Source organism: Halobacillus litoralis, assembly GCF_009856415.1.
Classification (GTDB): domain Bacteria; phylum Bacillota; class Bacilli; order Bacillales; family Halobacillaceae; genus Halobacillus; species Halobacillus litoralis_C.
In genome coordinates this window covers 87498-107117 of the sequence record NZ_WMEZ01000006.1, presented here as the reverse complement: position 1 = coordinate 107117, position 19620 = coordinate 87498, and the positions used below count along the sequence as shown (strand labels likewise).

General features: G+C 44.4%; 16 protein-coding genes and 2 tRNA genes. 6 read left to right on the top strand and 12 right to left on the bottom strand.

Annotated elements, in window-relative coordinates:
* The first annotated feature begins 123 nt into the window (after positions 1-123).
* Positions 124-1485: an FAD-dependent oxidoreductase gene (locus GLV98_RS14695; RefSeq protein ID WP_160916557.1), complete on the top strand. Its 1362-nt coding sequence runs from the start codon at positions 124-126 to the stop codon at positions 1483-1485.
* Between the two features lie 263 nt (positions 1486-1748).
* On the opposite strand, the gene ltaE is transcribed toward GLV98_RS14695, so the two are convergent.
* On the bottom strand, positions 1749-2771 hold the full coding sequence (gene ltaE / locus GLV98_RS14690; RefSeq protein WP_160916555.1) for a low-specificity L-threonine aldolase: 1023 nt from the start codon (positions 2769-2771) through the stop codon (positions 1749-1751).
* Positions 2772-3039: 268 nt separating this feature from the next.
* On the opposite strand from ltaE, the gene GLV98_RS14685 reads away from it, so the two are divergent.
* Together GLV98_RS14685 and GLV98_RS14680 are read left to right on the top strand one after the other, a co-directional pair.
* Positions 3040-4380: an alanine/glycine:cation symporter family protein gene (locus tag GLV98_RS14685; RefSeq protein WP_160916553.1), complete on the top strand. Its 1341-nt coding sequence runs from the start codon at positions 3040-3042 to the stop codon at positions 4378-4380.
* A gap of 88 nt (positions 4381-4468) precedes the next feature.
* Entirely contained in the window at positions 4469-5188 is a 720-nt protein-coding gene (locus GLV98_RS14680; protein WP_237417149.1) for a DUF2306 domain-containing protein, read from the top strand.
* Positions 5189-5594: 406 nt separating this feature from the next.
* Here the strand turns inward: GLV98_RS14680 and GLV98_RS14675 are convergent, their stop codons facing one another.
* From GLV98_RS14675 to GLV98_RS14635, 9 genes are all read right to left on the bottom strand, one after another.
* Positions 5595-6821, bottom strand: coding sequence for a trypsin-like peptidase domain-containing protein (locus GLV98_RS14675; RefSeq protein WP_160916550.1), 1227 nt, complete (start codon positions 6819-6821; stop codon positions 5595-5597).
* Between the two features lie 77 nt (positions 6822-6898).
* On the bottom strand, positions 6899-7693 hold the full coding sequence (locus GLV98_RS14670; RefSeq protein WP_160916548.1) for an MBL fold metallo-hydrolase: 795 nt from the start codon (positions 7691-7693) through the stop codon (positions 6899-6901).
* 14 nt (positions 7694-7707) lie between these two features.
* The gene (gene yycI, locus GLV98_RS14665; RefSeq protein WP_160916546.1) at positions 7708-8622 is read right to left on the bottom strand and encodes a two-component system regulatory protein YycI; all 915 of its coding nucleotides are present in this window, start codon (positions 8620-8622) and stop codon (positions 7708-7710) included.
* A gap of 14 nt (positions 8623-8636) precedes the next feature.
* Positions 8637-10010, bottom strand: a complete 1374-nt coding sequence (locus tag GLV98_RS14660; protein ID WP_160916544.1) for a YycH family regulatory protein — start codon at positions 10008-10010, stop codon at positions 8637-8639.
* Positions 10007-11845, bottom strand: a complete 1839-nt coding sequence (walK, locus tag GLV98_RS14655) for a cell wall metabolism sensor histidine kinase WalK (protein WP_160916542.1) — start codon at positions 11843-11845, stop codon at positions 10007-10009. Before walK ends, GLV98_RS14660 begins: the two co-directional genes overlap by 4 nt.
* A gap of 6 nt (positions 11846-11851) precedes the next feature.
* On the bottom strand, positions 11852-12556 hold the full coding sequence (gene yycF, locus GLV98_RS14650) for a response regulator YycF (protein WP_160916540.1): 705 nt from the start codon (positions 12554-12556) through the stop codon (positions 11852-11854).
* Positions 12557-12823: 267 nt separating this feature from the next.
* The gene (locus GLV98_RS14645; RefSeq protein WP_160916538.1) at positions 12824-14107 is read right to left on the bottom strand and encodes a peptidoglycan DD-metalloendopeptidase family protein; all 1284 of its coding nucleotides are present in this window, start codon (positions 14105-14107) and stop codon (positions 12824-12826) included.
* Positions 14108-14560: 453 nt separating this feature from the next.
* Positions 14561-14633: transfer RNA gene (locus tag GLV98_RS14640), tRNA-Phe, on the bottom strand.
* A gap of 272 nt (positions 14634-14905) precedes the next feature.
* A tRNA-Asp gene (locus GLV98_RS14635) sits at positions 14906-14982 on the bottom strand.
* 125 nt (positions 14983-15107) lie between these two features.
* On the opposite strand from GLV98_RS14635, the gene GLV98_RS14630 reads away from it, so the two are divergent.
* Complete coding sequence (locus tag GLV98_RS14630; RefSeq protein WP_160916536.1) at positions 15108-15590, top strand: hypothetical protein; 483 nt, start codon at positions 15108-15110, stop codon at positions 15588-15590.
* A gap of 27 nt (positions 15591-15617) precedes the next feature.
* Here GLV98_RS14630 and GLV98_RS14625 read toward each other — a convergent pair whose 3' ends face one another.
* Both GLV98_RS14625 and GLV98_RS14620 read right to left on the bottom strand, forming a co-directional pair.
* The gene (locus GLV98_RS14625; protein ID WP_160916534.1) at positions 15618-16160 is read right to left on the bottom strand and encodes a TIGR00730 family Rossman fold protein; all 543 of its coding nucleotides are present in this window, start codon (positions 16158-16160) and stop codon (positions 15618-15620) included.
* 117 nt (positions 16161-16277) lie between these two features.
* The gene (locus GLV98_RS14620) at positions 16278-17567 is read right to left on the bottom strand and encodes an adenylosuccinate synthase (RefSeq protein ID WP_160916532.1); all 1290 of its coding nucleotides are present in this window, start codon (positions 17565-17567) and stop codon (positions 16278-16280) included.
* A 377-nt stretch (positions 17568-17944) separates the two neighbouring features.
* Here GLV98_RS14620 and GLV98_RS14615 point away from each other — a divergent pair, with 377 nt between their 5' ends.
* Positions 17945-18727: a DeoR/GlpR family DNA-binding transcription regulator gene (locus GLV98_RS14615; RefSeq protein ID WP_160916530.1), complete on the top strand. Its 783-nt coding sequence runs from the start codon at positions 17945-17947 to the stop codon at positions 18725-18727.
* Entirely contained in the window at positions 18718-19575 is an 858-nt protein-coding gene (locus GLV98_RS14610; protein ID WP_160916528.1) for a Cof-type HAD-IIB family hydrolase, read from the top strand. Before GLV98_RS14615 ends, GLV98_RS14610 begins: the two co-directional genes overlap by 10 nt.
* Positions 19576-19620 lie beyond the last annotated feature (45 nt).

Genomic DNA, 19620 nt, shown 5'->3' with positions numbered 1-19620 from the left:
AAAAGGAAAGTTATTATGTGAAACATTGAGCAAAGGGGTTGCTTTTCAAAAAAGAGCGTTTTATAATAGAACCATATTCATCATGTGAATTGTTTCACATGAATATTCAAGGAGGATGTAACCATGAAAATTGCTGTTATTGGAAGCACTCACGCAGGTACCGCTGCGGTTACTAATATGGCGAAACTTTATCCTGAAGCAGACATTACGGTTTATGAACGAAATGACAACGTATCTTTCCTATCTTGTGGTTTAGCGTTATACGTCGGTGGAGTTGTCCATGATCCGCAAGGGTTGTTTTACTCTTCCCCTGAAGAGCTGCAAAACCTTGGCGTGACAATGAAAATGCAGCATGACGTGGAAAACATTGATACAGTCAGAAGAACGATTGAAGCTACAAACCTTGTCACAGGTGAAAAAATCTACGACACGTATGATAAGCTCGTGATGACGACAGGTTCATGGCCGGTTACCCCTCCCATCGAAGGCATCGGCCTTGATAACATCTTGCTTGCGAAAAACTACCACCAGGCAAATACAATCATCGAACGTGCGAAAGACGCCCAGAAGGTGACCGTCGTCGGCGCTGGCTATATTGGTGTTGAACTGGTCGAAGCTTTTGAAAAGGCAGGCAAAGACGTGAGACTCATCGATGGTGCAGATCGAATCTTGAACAAGTATTTAGATGAAGAATTCACAACTATGGTCGAAGATGATTTCGAATCACGCGGGATTGAGCTTGCAATGAACGAAACGGTGCAACGTTTTGAGGGAACCAACGGAACCGTTTCTACCGTCACAACAAACAATGGGAAATACGAAACAGACCTCGTCATCCTTTGCGTCGGCTTCCGTCCGAACACAGATCTTTTAAAAGGAAAAGTCAACATGCTTGATAACGGCGCCATCAAAGTCAATGAGTATATGCAAACGAGTGACCCTGATATTTTCGCTGCCGGCGACTGTTGTGCCGTTTCTTACAACCCGACACGCGGACACATGTATATTCCACTTGCGACAAATGCCGTCCGTATGGGAACGTTGGCCGCCCGCAACTTAATTGAGCCGACAATGAAACATGTCGGAACACAAGGCACATCAGGTCTTCACATTTTCGATTTCAATATGGCTTCTACTGGACTTACAGAAACATCTGCTCAACTTTTAGACATTCATGTGAAAAGTTTCACAACTAAGGACAAGCACCGCCCAGGATTTATGCCAACAGCAGAAGAAGTCATGCTGAAAGTGACGATTAACCCGGATACCCGCCGTATCCTTGGAGCGCAAGTCATTTCCAAAGCGGACGTGACCCAATCCATCAACACGATGAGCGTATGTATCCAAACAGGGATGACCATTGACGAACTGGCTTACACCGATTTCTTTTTCCAGCCACACTTCAACCAGCCGTGGAACTTCCTGAACAAAGCTGGCCTTGAAGCACAGTCCCAGGAGCCGAAACGAATGCCTGAACTTGTATAATAAATGACCCCCATGGATGCATCCATGGGGGTTTGACTATTTTCGCTTATCTAATTCTTTTCTATATCGTTTCATCCTTCTCAAATCCTTGCCTAGCTCATCCAGCGGAATACCATCAACAAACGAATCTTTGTAAAACATCTCAGCAAATTTTTCGTGATTGACTGATGAACCTCGTCTGACCTGGTTTGCTCGGATGTCCGCTATGAAAGCCACCTCCATGGGTTATTGCCTATCTATACCCTATTCATGAAAAGATAATCCTAGTACAGATAACTGGAGATGATCCTATCAATGACTTGGTCAATCTCTCTTCCACCCACACCATAATTCGTGACGAACCGGACTGTAGTCGGACCGAAGGGCACGGCTAGAATACCGTCCTCTTTCAACTTATGTAAAAAGGATTCGGCTGTTTCACCCAGTCCATTCACATGAACGAGCACGATATTGGTTTCCACTTTTTCAATCGTCAGACCTTCCACATGCTGAAGGCCGTTCGCCAACTGCCTTGCATGCGCGTGATTCTCCGCTAACCGGTCGACCATCTCGGTCAAGGCCACATACGCAGGTGCAGCAACCATCCCGACCTGGCGCAATCCGCCGCCGAGACGCTTTCTCCATTTTCTCGCCTTTTGAATAAAGTCATAGGAACCCGCAATAATCGATCCAACCGGTGCACCTAATCCCTTCGATAAACACGCCTGTACCGTATCGGTTTGATCAGCATATCGGTGCAAAGAGATTCCTGTGGCGACAGACGCATTGAACAAGCGGGCACCATCGAGATGGACGGGTATCCCTTCTTCTCTAGCCAATTCATAGATCGCCTGCATATTTTCAAGCGGCACGACAACGCCACCCGCTTTATTATGGGTGTTCTCAAGGCAAATCAAGCTCGTTTCCGGAAAATGAATATCGTCCGGCCGAATCGCGGCCTTTACATGTTCAGGGTCCATCACTCCACGTCTTCCTTGAATCGTCCGCGGTTGAACGCCAGCAAGGGCCGACATCGATGCCCCTTCATATAGAAAAAGGTGGGCGTTCGCCTCCAGAAGCACTTCATCCCCGGGGTTGCAGTGAGTCAATACAGCAATCTGGTTCCCCTGTGTTCCACTAGTTACAAACAAAGCCGCTTCTTTCCCGAGCATTTCCGCCGCCTTGTCTTCCAGTTTTTTCACTGTTGGATCTTCTTCGTACACATCATCCCCGACCTCTGCTTCAAACGCTGCCTGACGCATCGCCATCGTCGGTTTGGTTACGGTATCACTACGCAAATCAATCATGAGTAACCCTCCTTTTTTTCTATTGTACGTAACTTCCTCAGCGTTTGGAAAGCATTAGTAGTGACGGCGGATACATAAATATCGTTGTCGAATTCTTAAGTAGCTTAGTCGTATACTAAAATAACACTGTCGAATTCTTAAATAGCTGTGTCGAATACTAAATTTACGCTGTCGAATTCCTTAATAACATTTCCTCTTGTCCTAAAACGCTTGCAAGTGAGATACTCTTTTTCATGGTCATATGTTAAAGAAAGAAAGGATCTTACCCATGGAACAACTAACCAACGTATTCATAGAGATCAATAGCTTTTTATGGGGACCAGTCATGCTGATTTTCCTGCTTGGAACGGGCGTATGGCTGACATTCCAACTGCGCTTCATCCAGGTTCGCTCCCTTGGACAAGGATTCAAGCAGACGTTTGCTCCCCTTTTCAAAAAAGAAAAAACAGAAGGCATCCACTCCTTCAAAGCGCTTGCGACTTCGATTTCAGCACAGGTCGGAACAGGGAACCTCGCTGGTGTCGCGACCGCTATTGCAGCCGGCGGTCCCGGGGCGATTTTCTGGATGTGGATCAGCTCCTTCTTCGGCATGGCAACGATTTTCGCAGAAGCCGTTCTCGCTCAACTTTATAAAGTGAAAAAAGGCGACCAGGTCCACGGTGGTCCTGCTTATTACATCCGTGACGGGCTTGGCAGCAAGTGGCTCGCGGGATTTTTCGCCATTGCCATCATCATCGCCCTTGGGTTTGTCGGAAATATGGTACAATCCAACGCGATTACGACCGCGATGAACGAAGCTGTTGGCTCGAGTTCCACAGCGCTTAATCTTGGACTCGGAGTCGCCGTCGCCTTTTTCATCGGACTCATTCTATTCGGTGGCATCACCAGAATTTCATCTTTTGCTGGAAATGTCGTCCCGGTCATGGCCTTGCTCTATATCATTGGAAGTCTCATCATTATGGTGAATTACTGGGACCAGGTTCTTCCGACACTACAGCTTATCGTCCAGGCTGCAATCAGCCCCGAAGCAGCTGGCGGCGGGGTTCTCGGTGCCACGATCAAAGAAGCGATTCGCTACGGTATTGCACGCGGGCTCTTTTCAAATGAAGCTGGTATGGGTTCGACCCCTCATGCGCACGCCATTGCAAACGTCAAGCGTCCTTCCCATCAAGGGCTCGTCGCCATGGTCGGTGTATTCATCGATACCGCCATCATTTGTACCCTGACAGCGATGGTCATTTTGATTACAGATGCCCATCAAACAGACCTGCAGGGAAGTGCGATCACACAGGAAGGATTTGCACGCGGACTGGGAGAATTCGGAATTCCTTTCATCGCAATCTGCCTCTTATTCTTTGCCTTCACAACGATTCTCGGATGGGCTTATTTTGGAGAAGTGAACGTGAAGTTTCTGTTCGGTGAAAAAGGCGTTCCTTTTTACCGAGGGGTTGTATTGATCTTCATTGTGGCAGGTTCGCTTGTGCAAGTGGATTTCGTCTGGCAAATGGCCGACACGTTTAATGCGCTTATGGTGCTGCCGAACTTGATTGCGATTCTTGCATTAACTAAAATCATCAAGAAAACATGGCAACAAGATCAACTATACTAAAAAGACCGGCGCCAGCCGGTTTTTTTGTAAACATCTAGTAAAAAAGGAGGGGAGTAGCTTCAGGAAAGCGTATATATAGGAGGAGGTCATGAAAGGAGCGATTGCTATGTTATTATTTCCAATCATGCTTACCATCCATATCATCGCTGGATTCAGTGCTCTCATCGTCTTTTGGGTTCCCCTTGCAACGAAAAAAGGAGGAAACATCCACAGAAAAGTCGGATGGGTTTACGTCACAGCCATGTACACCGTAGCAGCAACAGCTTTGTATATGGGCATTTATCGCATCTTTTTCGATAATACGGTACCAGAAGCTCAAGCTTTTTCTTTTTTCCTGCTTTTCATCGCCACTTTAAGTGCGGCAACGGCATGGATGGGTATCCGCGTGCTGCGCTTTAAACAACGGACAGAAAAGCACCGCAATGTTTATGATTTAGGCATTTCAGGCTTGCTCATCCTAATGTCGACCATCACCATGGTGTTCGGATGGTTGTACGAATTTCCATTGCTTCAATACTTCCCTATTTTAGGGATTATTCTTGGCGGAGGGCAATTGTATTACTGGCTGACCCCACCCCAAAATAAAATGCACTGGTATTTTGAGCATTTCGGAAATTTAATCGGCTGTTCGATTGCGACCCTTACAGCGTTCACCGTCTTTGGTGCTCCACGTCTGTTGAATATATCCAGTATAAGCATTTGGCTATGGTTGCTGCCCACCGCGGTTTTGACTCCACTGATCTATGTGTTGAACTGGCACTACCGCAAGAAATCCAAGATTCAGAAAGTGAAGAAACAGAGTGCTTAAAAGAATTCTCGATTATCGTTACCATTAGACAATTTTTGATGGGATTGTCTATAGATAAACAACAAGAAATGATGAGGAAAACCTGTTTACATTTATACACATGTGGAAAAAACAGACTAACGAAAATAGTTACCCACAATTGTCCACAGACTTATGCACAAACCTTGTAAATTTTCTGATATTCACAGCTTTCCCCTGAATATAAACAGGTTATCCACAGAAATTATCCACATATACACAAACGCCAAATCTATATGGTGGCGAACATATTTTCTACTACCATATATGACACTTATCCAGAATACTATTCACACCCTGTGGATAACATTAGAGTGAAACTTGTAGTATTATATCAAATTTTGACCATGAAAAAGAGTATCCAATTGCGGATACTCTTTTGTATGAATTACTCTTGGGATCCCAGCGTCAGAGTGGTTGCGTCTTGCTCACCGTCTCGATAATACGTGATTTCCATCTCATCCCCTGGATCTTTTTCATTGTACAAGTACTTACGCAAATCGATGATGTCCCGTACAGGTTCACCATCCAAGGCCGTAATGACATCCAATGGCTCAAGACCTGCTTTAGCAGCTGGAGACATCTGACGAATGCTACGGATGTACAACCCACCGTCTACATCTTGAGGAAGGTTCAATGTATCGCTCCATTCAGACGTCGGTACCTCATTCAGTCCATAGGCTTCAATACCAATGTACGGACGATTCACTTGGCCGAATTGTTCCAATTCATCAATGATCGGCTTGGCTGAATCAATCGGTATGGCAAAACCGATGCCTTCGACGGAAGACTGAGCAATTTTCATCGAGTTAATCCCAATCAATTGACCATCAATATTAATAAGTGCACCACCACTGTTTCCAGGGTTTATGGCTGCATCCGTTTGAATGACCTCTGCCTGCCAGTCTTCCATCCCATCTCCATTAAAGTCTTGAGGAATGGCTCGTTCCTTACCACTGATGATTCCTTGAGTGACCGAGCCTGCGAAACTGAGACCAAGCGGATTACCGATAGCGATAGCCGGTTCTCCGACTTTCAAGTTTTCTGAAGTCCCTAATTCAGCGACTTGTTCGACTTGTTCGGCCGGCATTTTCAAAACGGCCAAATCGGTAAATAAATCTCCTCCGATCAACTGGGCTTTGACCCTTGTTTCATCGGCAAGGACGACTTCAATTTCACTTGCCCCTTCAATAACGTGGTTATTCGTCACGACATAAGCAGTGCCGTCTTCCTTTTTGTAAATGACACCAGATCCTACTCCTGCCTGTTGGGCGGAGTCACCTTCCTGCTGCCAAAAGTCTTGACGGGTCTGCAAGTTGACGACACCTACCACGGAGGGAGTCACTTTTTCAACCACATCGGTGATTTGGGTATTCACATCTAGCTGGACGTTTTTAGTCGTGCCACCTGTTAGCTCCTGATCATCTTCAACAAGTCCACTCTCATCCTCAGGGATCGTCATATCATAAGGAAGCAACTCTGTCTGAACCAAAGCAGGCAAAGCCAGCAAGACAAGAACAGCTCCTAAAATACCTCCGACAATCGTCGGCATCACCCACCGCCTGCGCTGCTGTTTCTGCTGACGGGTTGGGGAATGATCATCATAATAACCCACGCCTCTTTCACCTTACCTTTCTCACGCTCTCAGATTTCTAAGGTACTGTTTCCTTATTCTTTACTATTTAAAACCTTTTAAACCTCAAAGATTGGTGTGGCTTCCTGTGGATCCGTATCATGTAGTTCGATGTGGCTGCCCACTTTAATTCCGCGCTCTTCCAAAACATTTTTTACAGACATATGGGCAAGGTCTTTCATATTATTATCCAGACTCAAATGCGCAAGGTAGATTCTTTTCGTCTGGTCCGAAATGATATCGGTGAGGGCAAGGGCACAGTCTTCATTGGAAACGTGGCCGGAATCCCCTAATATACGTCGTTTCACATTCCATGGGTAGCGTCCCATCCGAAGCATGCTCACATCATGATTCGATTCAAAAATGTAGGCATCGGCACCTTCTACTGTCTTTTTAATCCGTTCCGATACATAGCCCAGATCGGTGACGAGAGCGATTTTCTTCCCGTCCTTATGGAACGTATAAAACATAGGGTCTGCCGCGTCATGAGAAACAGCAAAGGATTCTACATCCAACCCTCCGAATGTCTTCGTCTCTTCCATGGAAAAGTGGAATTTCTGATCGATGGAAAGTTTGCCGATTTGTCCTTCCATCGCATTCCACGTTTTTTCGTTGGCATAGATGGGAAGGTTGTAGCGCCTTGCCATGATGCCAAGACCTTTGATGTGATCACTATGCTCATGAGTGACAAGGATGCGAGATAAGGATTGAGGATCAATATTCACTTGATCAAGCAACCCTTCCATTTTCTTACCACTCAAGCCCGCATCCACTAATATTCTCTCATCTCCCGATTCAATATAGAATGCGTTCCCCGTACTGCCTGAAGCAAGTACACTAAATCTCATGCTCATTCCATACACTCCATTTAATTGGTTTCTCTATTTTCATTGGCTGCCGTTTGCTCTTCTTCCGCACTTTTTAAACCGTACTCACTTTTAACATCTGATATAAATGATTCTTCGTTGATATATTCAATAATTGTCCCGTCCAAGGTGTAGAGAAAATGATTGCGATCTCCGTTGACCGTCACTTTCCAAGTTGATGCAAACACTTGCGTCTCATTTTCTTCCCCGGCAGGCAGACTGTAACTCGTATGATAGCCAATATCCATCGATGTGATTTCATCTCCCGGCTCAATAAGACCGTTATTCAACAGGATACGAATGGCACTTAAAGGTTCAATGGTGATTTCCGTGTCACCGGAAGGACCTGAGTATTCCCCATCTTCAAAAGATAACAAGGTTGCGACATATCCCGTCATTTCACCATCAACGATATTCACCAGCAAATAGCCGTTATTGTTAAAATAAACCGTTTTATTGTTTTTAGCCTGGAAAAAAAGAGCCGCACCCGCCTCTTCATTCCATCCCCAGTACGAATAACGGGAAGCGAAAGGGACGACATCAGTGACAACGCTTTGGATTGTATCTTCCGTCACTTCTATCGGCTCATCAAAAGTGACTTGCAATACTTGACCGTCTTCTTTGAGCTCGATCTTTTTATCACTCTCACCCATATCTTCAATCTGACTCATCACATCATCAGGAAACGTATGCATACTCTCCGATTCAATCGGTGTAGCTTCTGGCAATTCCTCCGGGATCGCATCCTCCGCAATGGAAATGTCGTTTGCTTCCAGTTCGGTTTCAATGCTTTCAGCAACGGTGGAAATCTGCCCTACTTCATCCTCCGCTTGCTTGCTTAACAATTGCTGCAGCAGGAAAAGGTCGAGGATTAAGAAACTGATGATAAATAATGTTTTAATTTGACCCCACTGCATGTTTTACCTCCTCGTCACGAAACCTCTGCATTTTGGGACCTTTCCTCTGGATATACTTTCGTCCAACCGCTGTTTGTCAACATATACCACTCAGGAATCAAGCTGTACACCAACTCGCTCCTTTGTTCTTCAAGCGTGTACATAATCTCTAAATCTTTGATTCTGGACGTTTCCAATTCCCCTTCTTGTTGGAGATCCAAAAGGACTTCCTCACCGGACAATAGGTTCGTTTGGCTTTCATTGATGCTGCTGTACTGGACAAGCGGTCGGTCATATTCTTGGATCTGTCCTTGCTGATAACTTAACTGGATACTCGCCAATTTATAAGTATCGACGTTCTCAAGCACAGGCCGGTCATTAAAGTAGAGACGGTAGCGAACTTCATCCCGCCCACTCAAAATGGAGTTCAGACGATAGTCATCCGTCCAACCCAAGTGACTATTGATATCCTCCATACTTTGGACAAACAATTCATATTCGGACAAGTTTTTCTGGTTTGCGGAGTTAGGAATCGTCAAGTCATATTCCATTCTCTTATCATACTGTGTCAACCTTCTCTGGAATGTTTTAGTGATATTTTCTCCACTATTCGTCCGGGATTTGAAGACTCGTGTATTAGACGGGAAAATGTCATTTTGGATCGGTTTTAAGTTTACAGCACCAGTTTCCAAAACATATTCCGATATACTTACAGGGTTTTTAGGTACGTAAATGTGAGAAGCGTTCGTTCCGTCTTCGGAGTCGATCTGCAGGACATCGGCTACACGCGACATTTCCACCAATTCATCTTTATTGTCGACTTCCTGTATGGCACGTTCTCCAGATGCTGCACTGATATCTGCCTGAAGGGTGATTTCGCTTCCTTCAGCATCACTATTTACGAACCACAAATCATAGGAAGAACTTGAAGCAGCACTTCCCTCTTGGGAATGGCGCAATAAGAATATCCGATTGAAGTTGGCTTGCATTCCCTCCATTGGAATACTCTCGTTCACTTGAAAGATATCACTGATCACCTGGATCGGCAGGTGCGCAGGAAAAATAATTTCCACAATTTCATTATGGTTAGCGACATTGATCGCTCTTGGGCTCGTATCAAGGTTGGATAGATTCCACTGCTGCATCTGTTGTTGGTAGAAAGCTGTTCGATCAATATTATCTTTGAAGGTGAAATAGGAATTTTGCTCATGAAAAACGACTTCATCAGGGGGCACCAGGCTTGGAATTGCCCGCTCTGATCCTATCTCTTCTAATTTCGTATCTTCAATGAAAACATCCTCTTCCAATGTCTCATTTACTGGCTGATACGTCCAAAGAGCTACCGTCAACACTAAGCTGAAGGCGATGAGAATCACCAAAATGACGGACTTCATGGTTTCTTTCTTCATGACTGTCCCCTCCGCTTCTGACTCATGAGCGGTAAAGTAAAGTGGACAGTTGTTCCCTTACCTTCACGGCTTTCCGCCCATATTTTTCCGTGATGAGCTTCAATCATTTCCCGGGCAATAGCAAGACCCAGTCCGGTTCCTCCCATTTCTCTCGCTCGGGATTTATCGACACGATAAAAGCGATCAAAGATTTTATCAACGGTGTCTGGAGGCATTCCAATCCCTTCGTCGGTAATGCTTACCCGCAGCTGTTTCTTCGTAGAATGGGCGCTAAACCGAATGCTCCCACCTTCTGGAGAGTATTTAATGGCATTGGATATGATGTTATCCAGCACTTGTGTAATTTTATCTTTATCTATCCACACATACATATTTTTGTTGGACATGTTGCGGACAAACTCCACTTTTTCACTCTTATTCATTTCAAAACGATCGATCACATGGTCGAAAAAGCTGACGAACTCCACACGATCTTTCATCAGGCTTGTTTCTTTGTGATCCATTTTCGTTAACTGCAAAAGATCATTCACCAAACGAATCATACGGTCTGTCTCATTTTGGGTCACATCAAGGAATCTTGGCGCAATATCCGGATCCTGCCATGCCCCATCATTCAATGCTTCTATATAACTCCGCATCGTCGTCAACGGGGTACGTAGTTCGTGTGAGACATTTGAAACAAACTCTCTTCTTTCTTTTTCCACACGCTGCTGTTCGGTCACATCACTAATGACCGTAATAAAACCATTCATGTCATGGTTTTCATCTTCAACTACAGAAAAGTTGGCTTTAAGCAGAAGGTGGTTATCGTCACTGCTTAAATCAATGATCATAGACCCAGCTTCTTCCACCTCGGATATATTTTCAACCTGATCATTCAAGTCAAGAACATCCACAAGGGATTGTCCCTGGACTTCCTCGAACGTCTGACCAATTAACTTTGAGGCCGGTGCATTCATCAGTGTGATGGCACCGAGACGGTCTGTCGCAATGACACCATCCGACATATTCGAAAGCACGGAGCTCAACTTCCTCCGTTCCCCTTCTGTCGTCGCAGTAGCCAGCTTCAATTTATCATTCAAATCATTAAAGGTATGGCCCAACTCTCCGATTTCGTCATTCCCTTTTACATCGACCTTCTGGGAGAAATCCCCTGTCGCCATAACTTGTGCCTGTCGTTTCATTTCTGTCAGAGGTTTCGTGATGGTTCTTGCCACCAAAATCCCGAGCAAAGCCGTGACGGTAATGGCTAAGACCGTCCCTTTGGCGAAAATACTGATGATTTCCCCAAGTTGTTCATAGATATCGTTCATGTAAACTTCATAATAAAGAGCCCCGACAATCTCTTCTCCGGACTCATCCGTAATCGGATTTGTACCACGGAACAGTCGGTTGTTGGTCCCTTCTTCCCGCCAAGGTTTAGGTTCTGTGGCCTCACCAAACAAGAACACCTTCGTAATGGCGGAGTCCGTCACTTTTTTACCGATGGGAGACTGGTCACTCGTCGTCGTAGCTGCAATCACCTTTTGGTTATTGTCTACAACCCAGAGTTTCCCAATGTCGGTGTTATCATCACTAAAATCATTTAAAAGACTTTGTAGATCATAGTTCAAAGGCAGCGAATCTTCTCCCCGCTCTGTATTGAACGCATTTTGCAAACTGTAGGTTAAAGAATTCAGCTGCCCTTCAATGGAATTTGTAAAGTTAGTTTCCAACTGCTCTTCCAATCGATCGACAAAATAGACACCAATGACTTGGATGCCCAATAACAATAACAGAATGTATACAAGAATCAGCTTCAGCCTAACAGACTGAAAGAAACCCACTTCTTTCATAAAGGCTTAATCCTGCTCTGGGTTTCTCAAATAATACCCAACCCCGCGACGGGTAACAATCCACATTGGGTTACTAGGGTTCTCTTCTATTTTTTCACGCAAGCGTCTTACCGTTACGTCGACGGTACGGACGTCACCATAATAGTCATAGCCCCAAACCGTCTCAAGCAAATGTTCACGAGTCATGACTTGTCCGATATGACGAGCAAGATAATGAAGAAGTTCAAACTCACGGTGAGTCAATTCAATATGCTTCCCGTCACGAGTCACCGTATAAGCATCCGGATGAATCGCCAAACGGCCAATTTCAATATCCTTCGTCTGCTGGGCACTGTCTTCAGGCTCCTGCTGTTGACGTCGCAGGTTCGCCTTTACACGAGCAATTAATTCTCGGTTGCTGAAAGGCTTGGTTACATAATCATCCGCGCCCATTTCCAGTCCGAGTACTTTATCAATCTCTGCGTCTTTCGCCGTCAACATGATAATCGGCATATTATGACGCTTTCTTACCTCACGGCAAACTTCATTACCGTCTTTATTCGGCAGCATAATATCGAGGAGAATCAATTCCGGCTCTTCTTCATCTGCTTTCGCGATTGCCTCATCTCCGTCATATGCACATACGACTTCATAACCTTCTTTTTCTAAGTTGAATTTCAATATATCCGCAATGGGTTTCTCATCATCGACCACTAAAATTTTCTGTGCCATGTTGCGTCACATCCTTTTCCTCGTCATCTTTTCTACTCTTATTTTAACTTATTTAATGGTAAATGTCTTATTTCACCATAAACCTCTCTTGAAATCAGCCGTTTCACCTATACTTTAATGATGCCTATTTCTTAACCCTCTTACTAAATCTCACTCCAACAATATCCAGTTTCTATCCTTTGCTCATAGGGAAAAAGGAACCTATGAGCTTTGCCTGGGATAGTCAAAAAAGAAAAAACCGCTATGATTCAATCATAGCGGTTAGGGTCAGGGACTGACGTGAGAAAGAGGGTTTTCGAGGGAACCTTTTTTGTGAATTTCAAAATGAAGATGTACCCCCGTGGAACGGCCTGTCGTTCCCATAACTCCGAGTTTTTCCCCTTTTTTAACGGTTTGTCCTTTTTTGACATCGATGGAAGACAGATGAGCATAAATCGTCTCATATCCATTCCCGTGATCGACCACGACTTTATTTCCGAAGCTATTTCGATATCCAGCTTCGACCACTTTTCCATGATCAGCGGCTTTAATCGTTTTGTCGGATACACCGGCAATGTCGATTCCTTTATGGTAGCGTCCCCAGCGCTTTCCCTGCTTACTGGTGATTTCACCACCGACAGCCGGCCAAATAAAATCACCGGTGCCTTCAGAAGGAACTTTCTTTGTTCCTTGTAGGACAATTTCTTTCACCGGTTCTTTGACGACTTCTTTTTCAATCGTCTCTTCTTTTATTTCTTCACCATTTCGATACGTTCGTTCAACTAACAGCTCTCTTCTTCCACCTTCTCCTTCTTGCTTCACTTCAGATTCACCTTTGAAAAGTTCATCCGTCTTTTTCATTTGGACTTTGTGAGGAATCGTTTCTTCCTTACGTTCTTTCTCAGTAAGTACCACATCTACAAGCGGCTTCTGTGATTTAGCCATCATCCCTATAAATGACGTCGTTTCAGAGTGGGGGCTTGGAAAAGGACGACCTTCTTCCACCCTGGACACTGCTTCTTCGACCGTATGCACCTGCGAGAGCATGACCTGATCTTCTTCCATTGTGACGGGCGCCGATAAGCCGACATCCATCACCTTCGTTTCGCCGACGTCCGGCAGCTCAGGCGTTCCTTCTTCTATTTCTTCAAGTTCATCTTCTTCCACATATTCCTTTTTCACAGATTCTATGACTTGTTCGGCCTTCTCTTCACTTGGAAGATGAGCAACAGGCTCCCCGTTGACGTAAAGTCGAACAACGTCCGCAGCAAAGGTTAATTCATTCTGAAGCGAATCCATAACATTTGATGATTCGTCTTTCACAGACAAAACTTTCTGCTCCTCGAACGAGACTTCCTCCATATAAGAAAGTTCCATGCCTTCATGGTTTGCTTCCGCCTCTTCCAAACGCTCGCGTAATTCTGATTTGACCTCTGCTTGATTTTCTACCATACCTACATGGTGTTCATCTATATAAACGTGATAGACCGTCGGCAATGAGCTCTCGGCGTAGGCCGTTCCTACCCCGACACTTACGACGGAAATTGCTGTGACAGCTAGTTTCTTCCACATGATATTGATCCTCCTGATGCACCTGTCTAAACTATTCCTAGATTAATCTATCACATGGGTATTTTATAAGAAATAGATATTTAAATATGTAAAAAAGATATAATATTCTTACCAAAATTACGAAATGATAGCCATATTTTCATATAAAATATTCATAATAATATACCATAACTTCCATTTTCTCTCTTCCATGTAAGCTCCCTATTCTTGAAGCTCAGTTTCAAGACTTTTGTTGAGTGGATGAGGGCTGCGGGGAAGCTAGGAGACTCCCACGGGAAAGCGAGCTGCTTCCTAACCACACCTAACGCTCAACTCGGCAAACGACCCCCGACACATCTCGAAACTAAGTCTTCCACAATCTTGGTAAATAGTTAAATAAGGTTATAATAATTTACATAATTTTTCACACACAAAAAAGCTTACGGAAATACTTCCGTAAGCTTTTTTAAGGAGTGGCTCGGGACGGAATCGAACCGCCGACACACGGATTTTCAGTCCGTTGCTCTACCGACTGAGCTACCGAGCCATTATAATATTAAATTCAAATCTTGCTTTCGCTCCACATCTTGTTTCGAAGTCTATTCGAAGTTGTATGTGCTCGTCACGTTGCTAGTGATTTCGGTGAAGCATACGCTCCTCGCAAAGCCTACATAAGATGTGATTCGCTGATGTTTACGGCTTCTCTACCGCCTGAGCAACCGAGCCATGGGTATTTTATTCATGATCATTCGACGATATAACTTAATGAGCACAGCACGTTACGTGTGTATTCGACTACCTCGAATGGTATAATGTAAGTGGCGGTCCGGACGGGACTCGAACCCGCGACCTCCTGCGTGACAGGCAGGCATTCTAACCAACTGAACTACCGGACCAAATGACTTGTTCACTGCAACGATAACTATCGTACCATACAGGATAAACGTAAGCAATAGTAATTTTACTAGAAATATAGATTTCTCCCCTTGATTCTGTTTATTAAAAAGAAAGGAGGATTTGTTTGAAAAAAATTTTCCGCTACGTTGTTTTCGTCCTTATCCTTTTATTTGTCTCTTTTATTGGATTCTTGAAGCTAAATCCGCCGCTCACCCATGGATCGATCGGTACCACAGAAGATAAGCAAACCGTCATTGTCGCCCTCGGAAATAAAAGTTTGCTTGGAAGCATCCAAATCACGGATGTGTCCATCAATAACAACCAACAGCCTACAAATATCAAGATGCAAATCAGTGATTCTGAGAAAGGATTCATGATTACCGATACATACGCGCTTGTGGAAGATGCGTATGCCATCAATAAATATGAAACCATTCCTCTCGCCCCGGACACTTCGCCGCTTGCCTCCAAAGCAATGGCTGCGTCACCGGATACCTCACCAACGACGATCTACGGATTAAGCATCACCGAAGAGTCCTCGATTGAAAGTATTAAATTGACGTATCGTTTTTTTGGACTCATTTTCTTTAAGACGATCCAAGTATAAAAGACGCGCCTTTATAGGCACGTCTTTTTATTGTTTCTGCTGCATTCCATTCAATAAACATGTTGGGTCTTTGGCATCTATAAAAAGTTTACGGTTATCTTCAGGTACAAACCCTGCTTTAATTGCGTGTTCAATGAGTTGAACGAGCGGCGTGTAGTATTCCGCGATGTTGTATAGTGCGAGTGGTTTCGTATGAAGGCCGATCTGAGCCCAGCTGACCGTTTCGAAAAGCTCTTCAAACGTTCCAAATCCTCCCGGGAGGGCGATGAAACCGTCAGCCAGCTCGCTCATCTTCGCTTTTCTTTCATGCATGGTTTCTACCTCGATCATTTCTGTTAGGTTCGGATGAACGACCTCTTTTTCAAAAAGGTGGCTCGGCATAATGCCCGTCACTTTTCCACCGCTGTCTAACACCTGGTCAGCCAAAACTCCCATCAAACCACTTTTAGCCCCACCATAGACCAGCTCCATGTTCATTTCGGCCAGTCTCTTTCCTAAAGCCTTCGTTCTCTCTATGAAAACCGGGTCATTCCCTGCACTAGACCCAGCGAAAACACAAATGCGTTTCACGTGAAACACTCCTCCTCTTATTCATCTATGTAGAGTTTACCCTGACTTACGCATGTTCGATACTTTTCCCTCACGCTTTGTAAAAAAAAGCCCGGCTGAGTAAGCCAGGCTTTCCTATTATTCACTATATACGCTGCGGACAACGTTCGTTTGTGCACGGTCAGGACCAACAGAGAAAATAGACAACGGAATTCCTGTCAGCTGAGAAACGCGCTCAATGTAATGACGGGCATTCTCCGGGAGATCACTCAGCGTTTTAGCGTCTGTGATATCTTCCGTCCAGCCTGGCATTTCTTCGTAAACAGGCTCACATTCGGCAAGAACTTTCAAACTTGCCGGGAACTCTTGCATGATTTCCCCTTTGTACTTGTAAGCGGTACATATTTTCAATGTTTCGATACCTGTCAGGACATCAATGGAATTCAAGGAAAGGTCGGTAATTCCACTTACCCGGCGGGCATGACGGACGACGACACTGTCAAACCAACCGACACGGCGTGGACGCCCCGTTGTTGTACCGTATTCACGGCCCACTTCACGGATTTGATCTCCGACTTCATTCTCAAGCTCTGTCGGGAAAGGTCCGTCTCCGACACGCGTCGTATAAGCTTTTGAAACGCCAACGACGTGCTTGATTTTTGACGGTCCCACACCAGACCCAATGGTTACTCCACCCGCGATTGGGTTAGAAGAGGTAACGAAAGGATACGTCCCTTGGTCGATGTCGAGCATAACACCCTGAGCCCCTTCAAAAAGGACACGACGTCCTTCATCCAGCCCATCGTTCAATACGACAGACGTGTCGCATACGTAGGATGCAATCTGTTGACCATAGTCATAGTATTCATCAAGAATATCATCCACGGCAAACGGCGCTGTCTCATATACTTTTTCAAAAAGGCGGTTTTTCTCGGCAAGGTTCTGCTCGAGCTTTTCGCGGAAACTCTCCTTATCAAGTAAATCAGCGATACGGATCCCTGTACGAGCGGCTTTGTCCATATAGGCAGGGCCGATTCCCTTTTTGGTCGTTCCGATCTTATTCGCACCCTTTTCTTCCTCTTGCAGTGCATCTAATTTCAAATGATATGGAAGAATGACATGAGCACGGTTGCTTATGCGCAGATTGTCCGTGGATACCCCTTTGTCATGTAAGTATTTCAATTCTTCAAGTAGCGCTTTTGGATCAATGACCATTCCATTTCCAAGCACGCACGTTTTATCTTCAAAAAAGATCCCTGAAGGAATCAAGTGAAGCTTATATGTGACTCCATCAAATTTGATTGTATGGCCAGCATTATTTCCGCCCTGATAACGAGCGACAACTTCGGCATTTTGTGATAGAAAATCAGTAATCTTGCCTTTTCCTTCGTCCCCCCACTGGGTTCCGACTACAACTACAGAAGACATAAGGCACCTCCGCCAAAAATTTGTTAAATATGTGATCTACCGTCAGTTTACCAATTCACACCTTGTAAGTCAACGCTAAAACCGAACATTAAAATAACATTACATAAATATTGTTCGATAATAAATACATGTGTAAGAAATTCCCGAATATAAACCAACAGGAATTAAATCGCTATTCTTGAAAAGATTACAAAGTAGATGAAACATCTCAACATTCTTTCCAACCATGTGATGCTATTGATTACCTTATTTTTATCACAAATGCAGATAATTAACTAATATTTACAAATAAACTTAAAATAACTTATTTTTGATTGATTTCAATTAAATAATTACTTATAATTACTTATAAGAGTAAAAAACGAAAGGAGGATTCGATGTATCAGGAAGAACGTCTGATTGGAATCTTACAATTTTTAAAAGAAAATCGCCGGATTTCCATTGATCAAATGTGCGAGATGTTTGATATATCAAGGGACACTGCACGGCGAGATTTAGTGAAGTTAGAAGAGCGAAAAGCGATCGTACGAACACGCGGGGGTGCCATCCTGCCACGCACACATGCAGCCATTCAAAATTATTCTCATCGCTTAAAAACGGTTTCCTTTGAAAAACAGCAAATCGGTCATAAAGCGGCTTCGTTTATCCAAGCAGGAGATAAACTTATTATGGATACTTCAACGACGGTCCAGGCATGCGCCAATCAAATTCGACCTATGGACATCACGGTCATTACGAATTCCATTCATCAGGCAGAAATTTTATCAAATGTTGAAAGCGTGTCCATCCAATTGCTCGGCGGTTTCCTCGAAAAGGAGCATCAGTTCCTTTTCGGGGCTTCGGTCATTGAACGGTTAAAAAGTTATCATGTGGACCGGGCGTTTATCGGAGTGGTAGGAATCTCTGAGTCGGGGCTTTCGATTGCTCACGAAGAAGATGGAATGGTCAAACGAAACATGATCAAACAGGCGGAACAAGTCATTGTCCTAGCTGATCATACGAAATTTGGTGTGACCGAGTTCTTTACCTTCGCAGAACTTAAAGACGTGGATGTTATCATTACGGACCGACTTCCTGATGAAGAATTCCAACAAAAATTACTGGAACATCATGTGGACTTGATTGTTACGGAAGAGGAGGGATCTGATTTATGGACATGATTGCCATTGATTTGGACGGTACACTGTTAAATTCGGCGAATGAAATCAGCAAAAATAATATTCGTGCGATTCAGCGTGCACAGTCGGAAGGCGTTGAGGTGATCATTGCAACAGGAAGGGCATCCTTCGATGTCCAAAACCTGTTCTCCAATCTGGAACTTAACACGTGGGTCATCTCCGCTAATGGGGCGACCATCCATCGCCCAGACGGGGCACTTTTTTCATCCATACCGATGGGAAAAGAAGATGTCACTGAAATTTTAGGATGGTTTGAAAAAGAAGGATTCTACTATGAAGCGATTGATGATGAAGCCATCTTAACCCCGCAAAATGGGCGGGAGCTTATGAACATTGAGCTCGACCGGATTCGTAGCGCCAATCTGAAGACGGATGTGACCAGACTTGAAAGAGCAGCCGAGAAACAGTTCAGTCAAACCGGTTTTTCACATGTAGACTCCTACAAAGAAATCGTCGATAGGGAAAGAAACGTGTACAACATTCTTGCCTTCTCCTTTGAAGAGGAAAAACTCCAAAAAGGTTGGGAGAGGTTCAAGAACCATCCTGACTTGACCCTTGTAAGCTCTGCCGACCATAACTTCGAATTGGAACACAGGCTGGCTTCTAAAGGAAATGCCGTTATGCACTTAGCTCGACAACTGAACCGATCGATAGAAAGAACGGCAGTTATCGGAGACAGTTTAAATGATCTATCTATGATGAATGTGGCAGGATACAGCGCTGCCATGGGAAATGGCAAGGCTGAAGTGAAAGAGGCCTGCCACTTCCTTACAAAAACGAATGACGAAGATGGCGTAGCCCATGCCATCAATCACTTCCTGTCTCTTTAGGATCATCCATTTCCCAGCGTGACTTTTCGGGAGGCGTGATGGGGA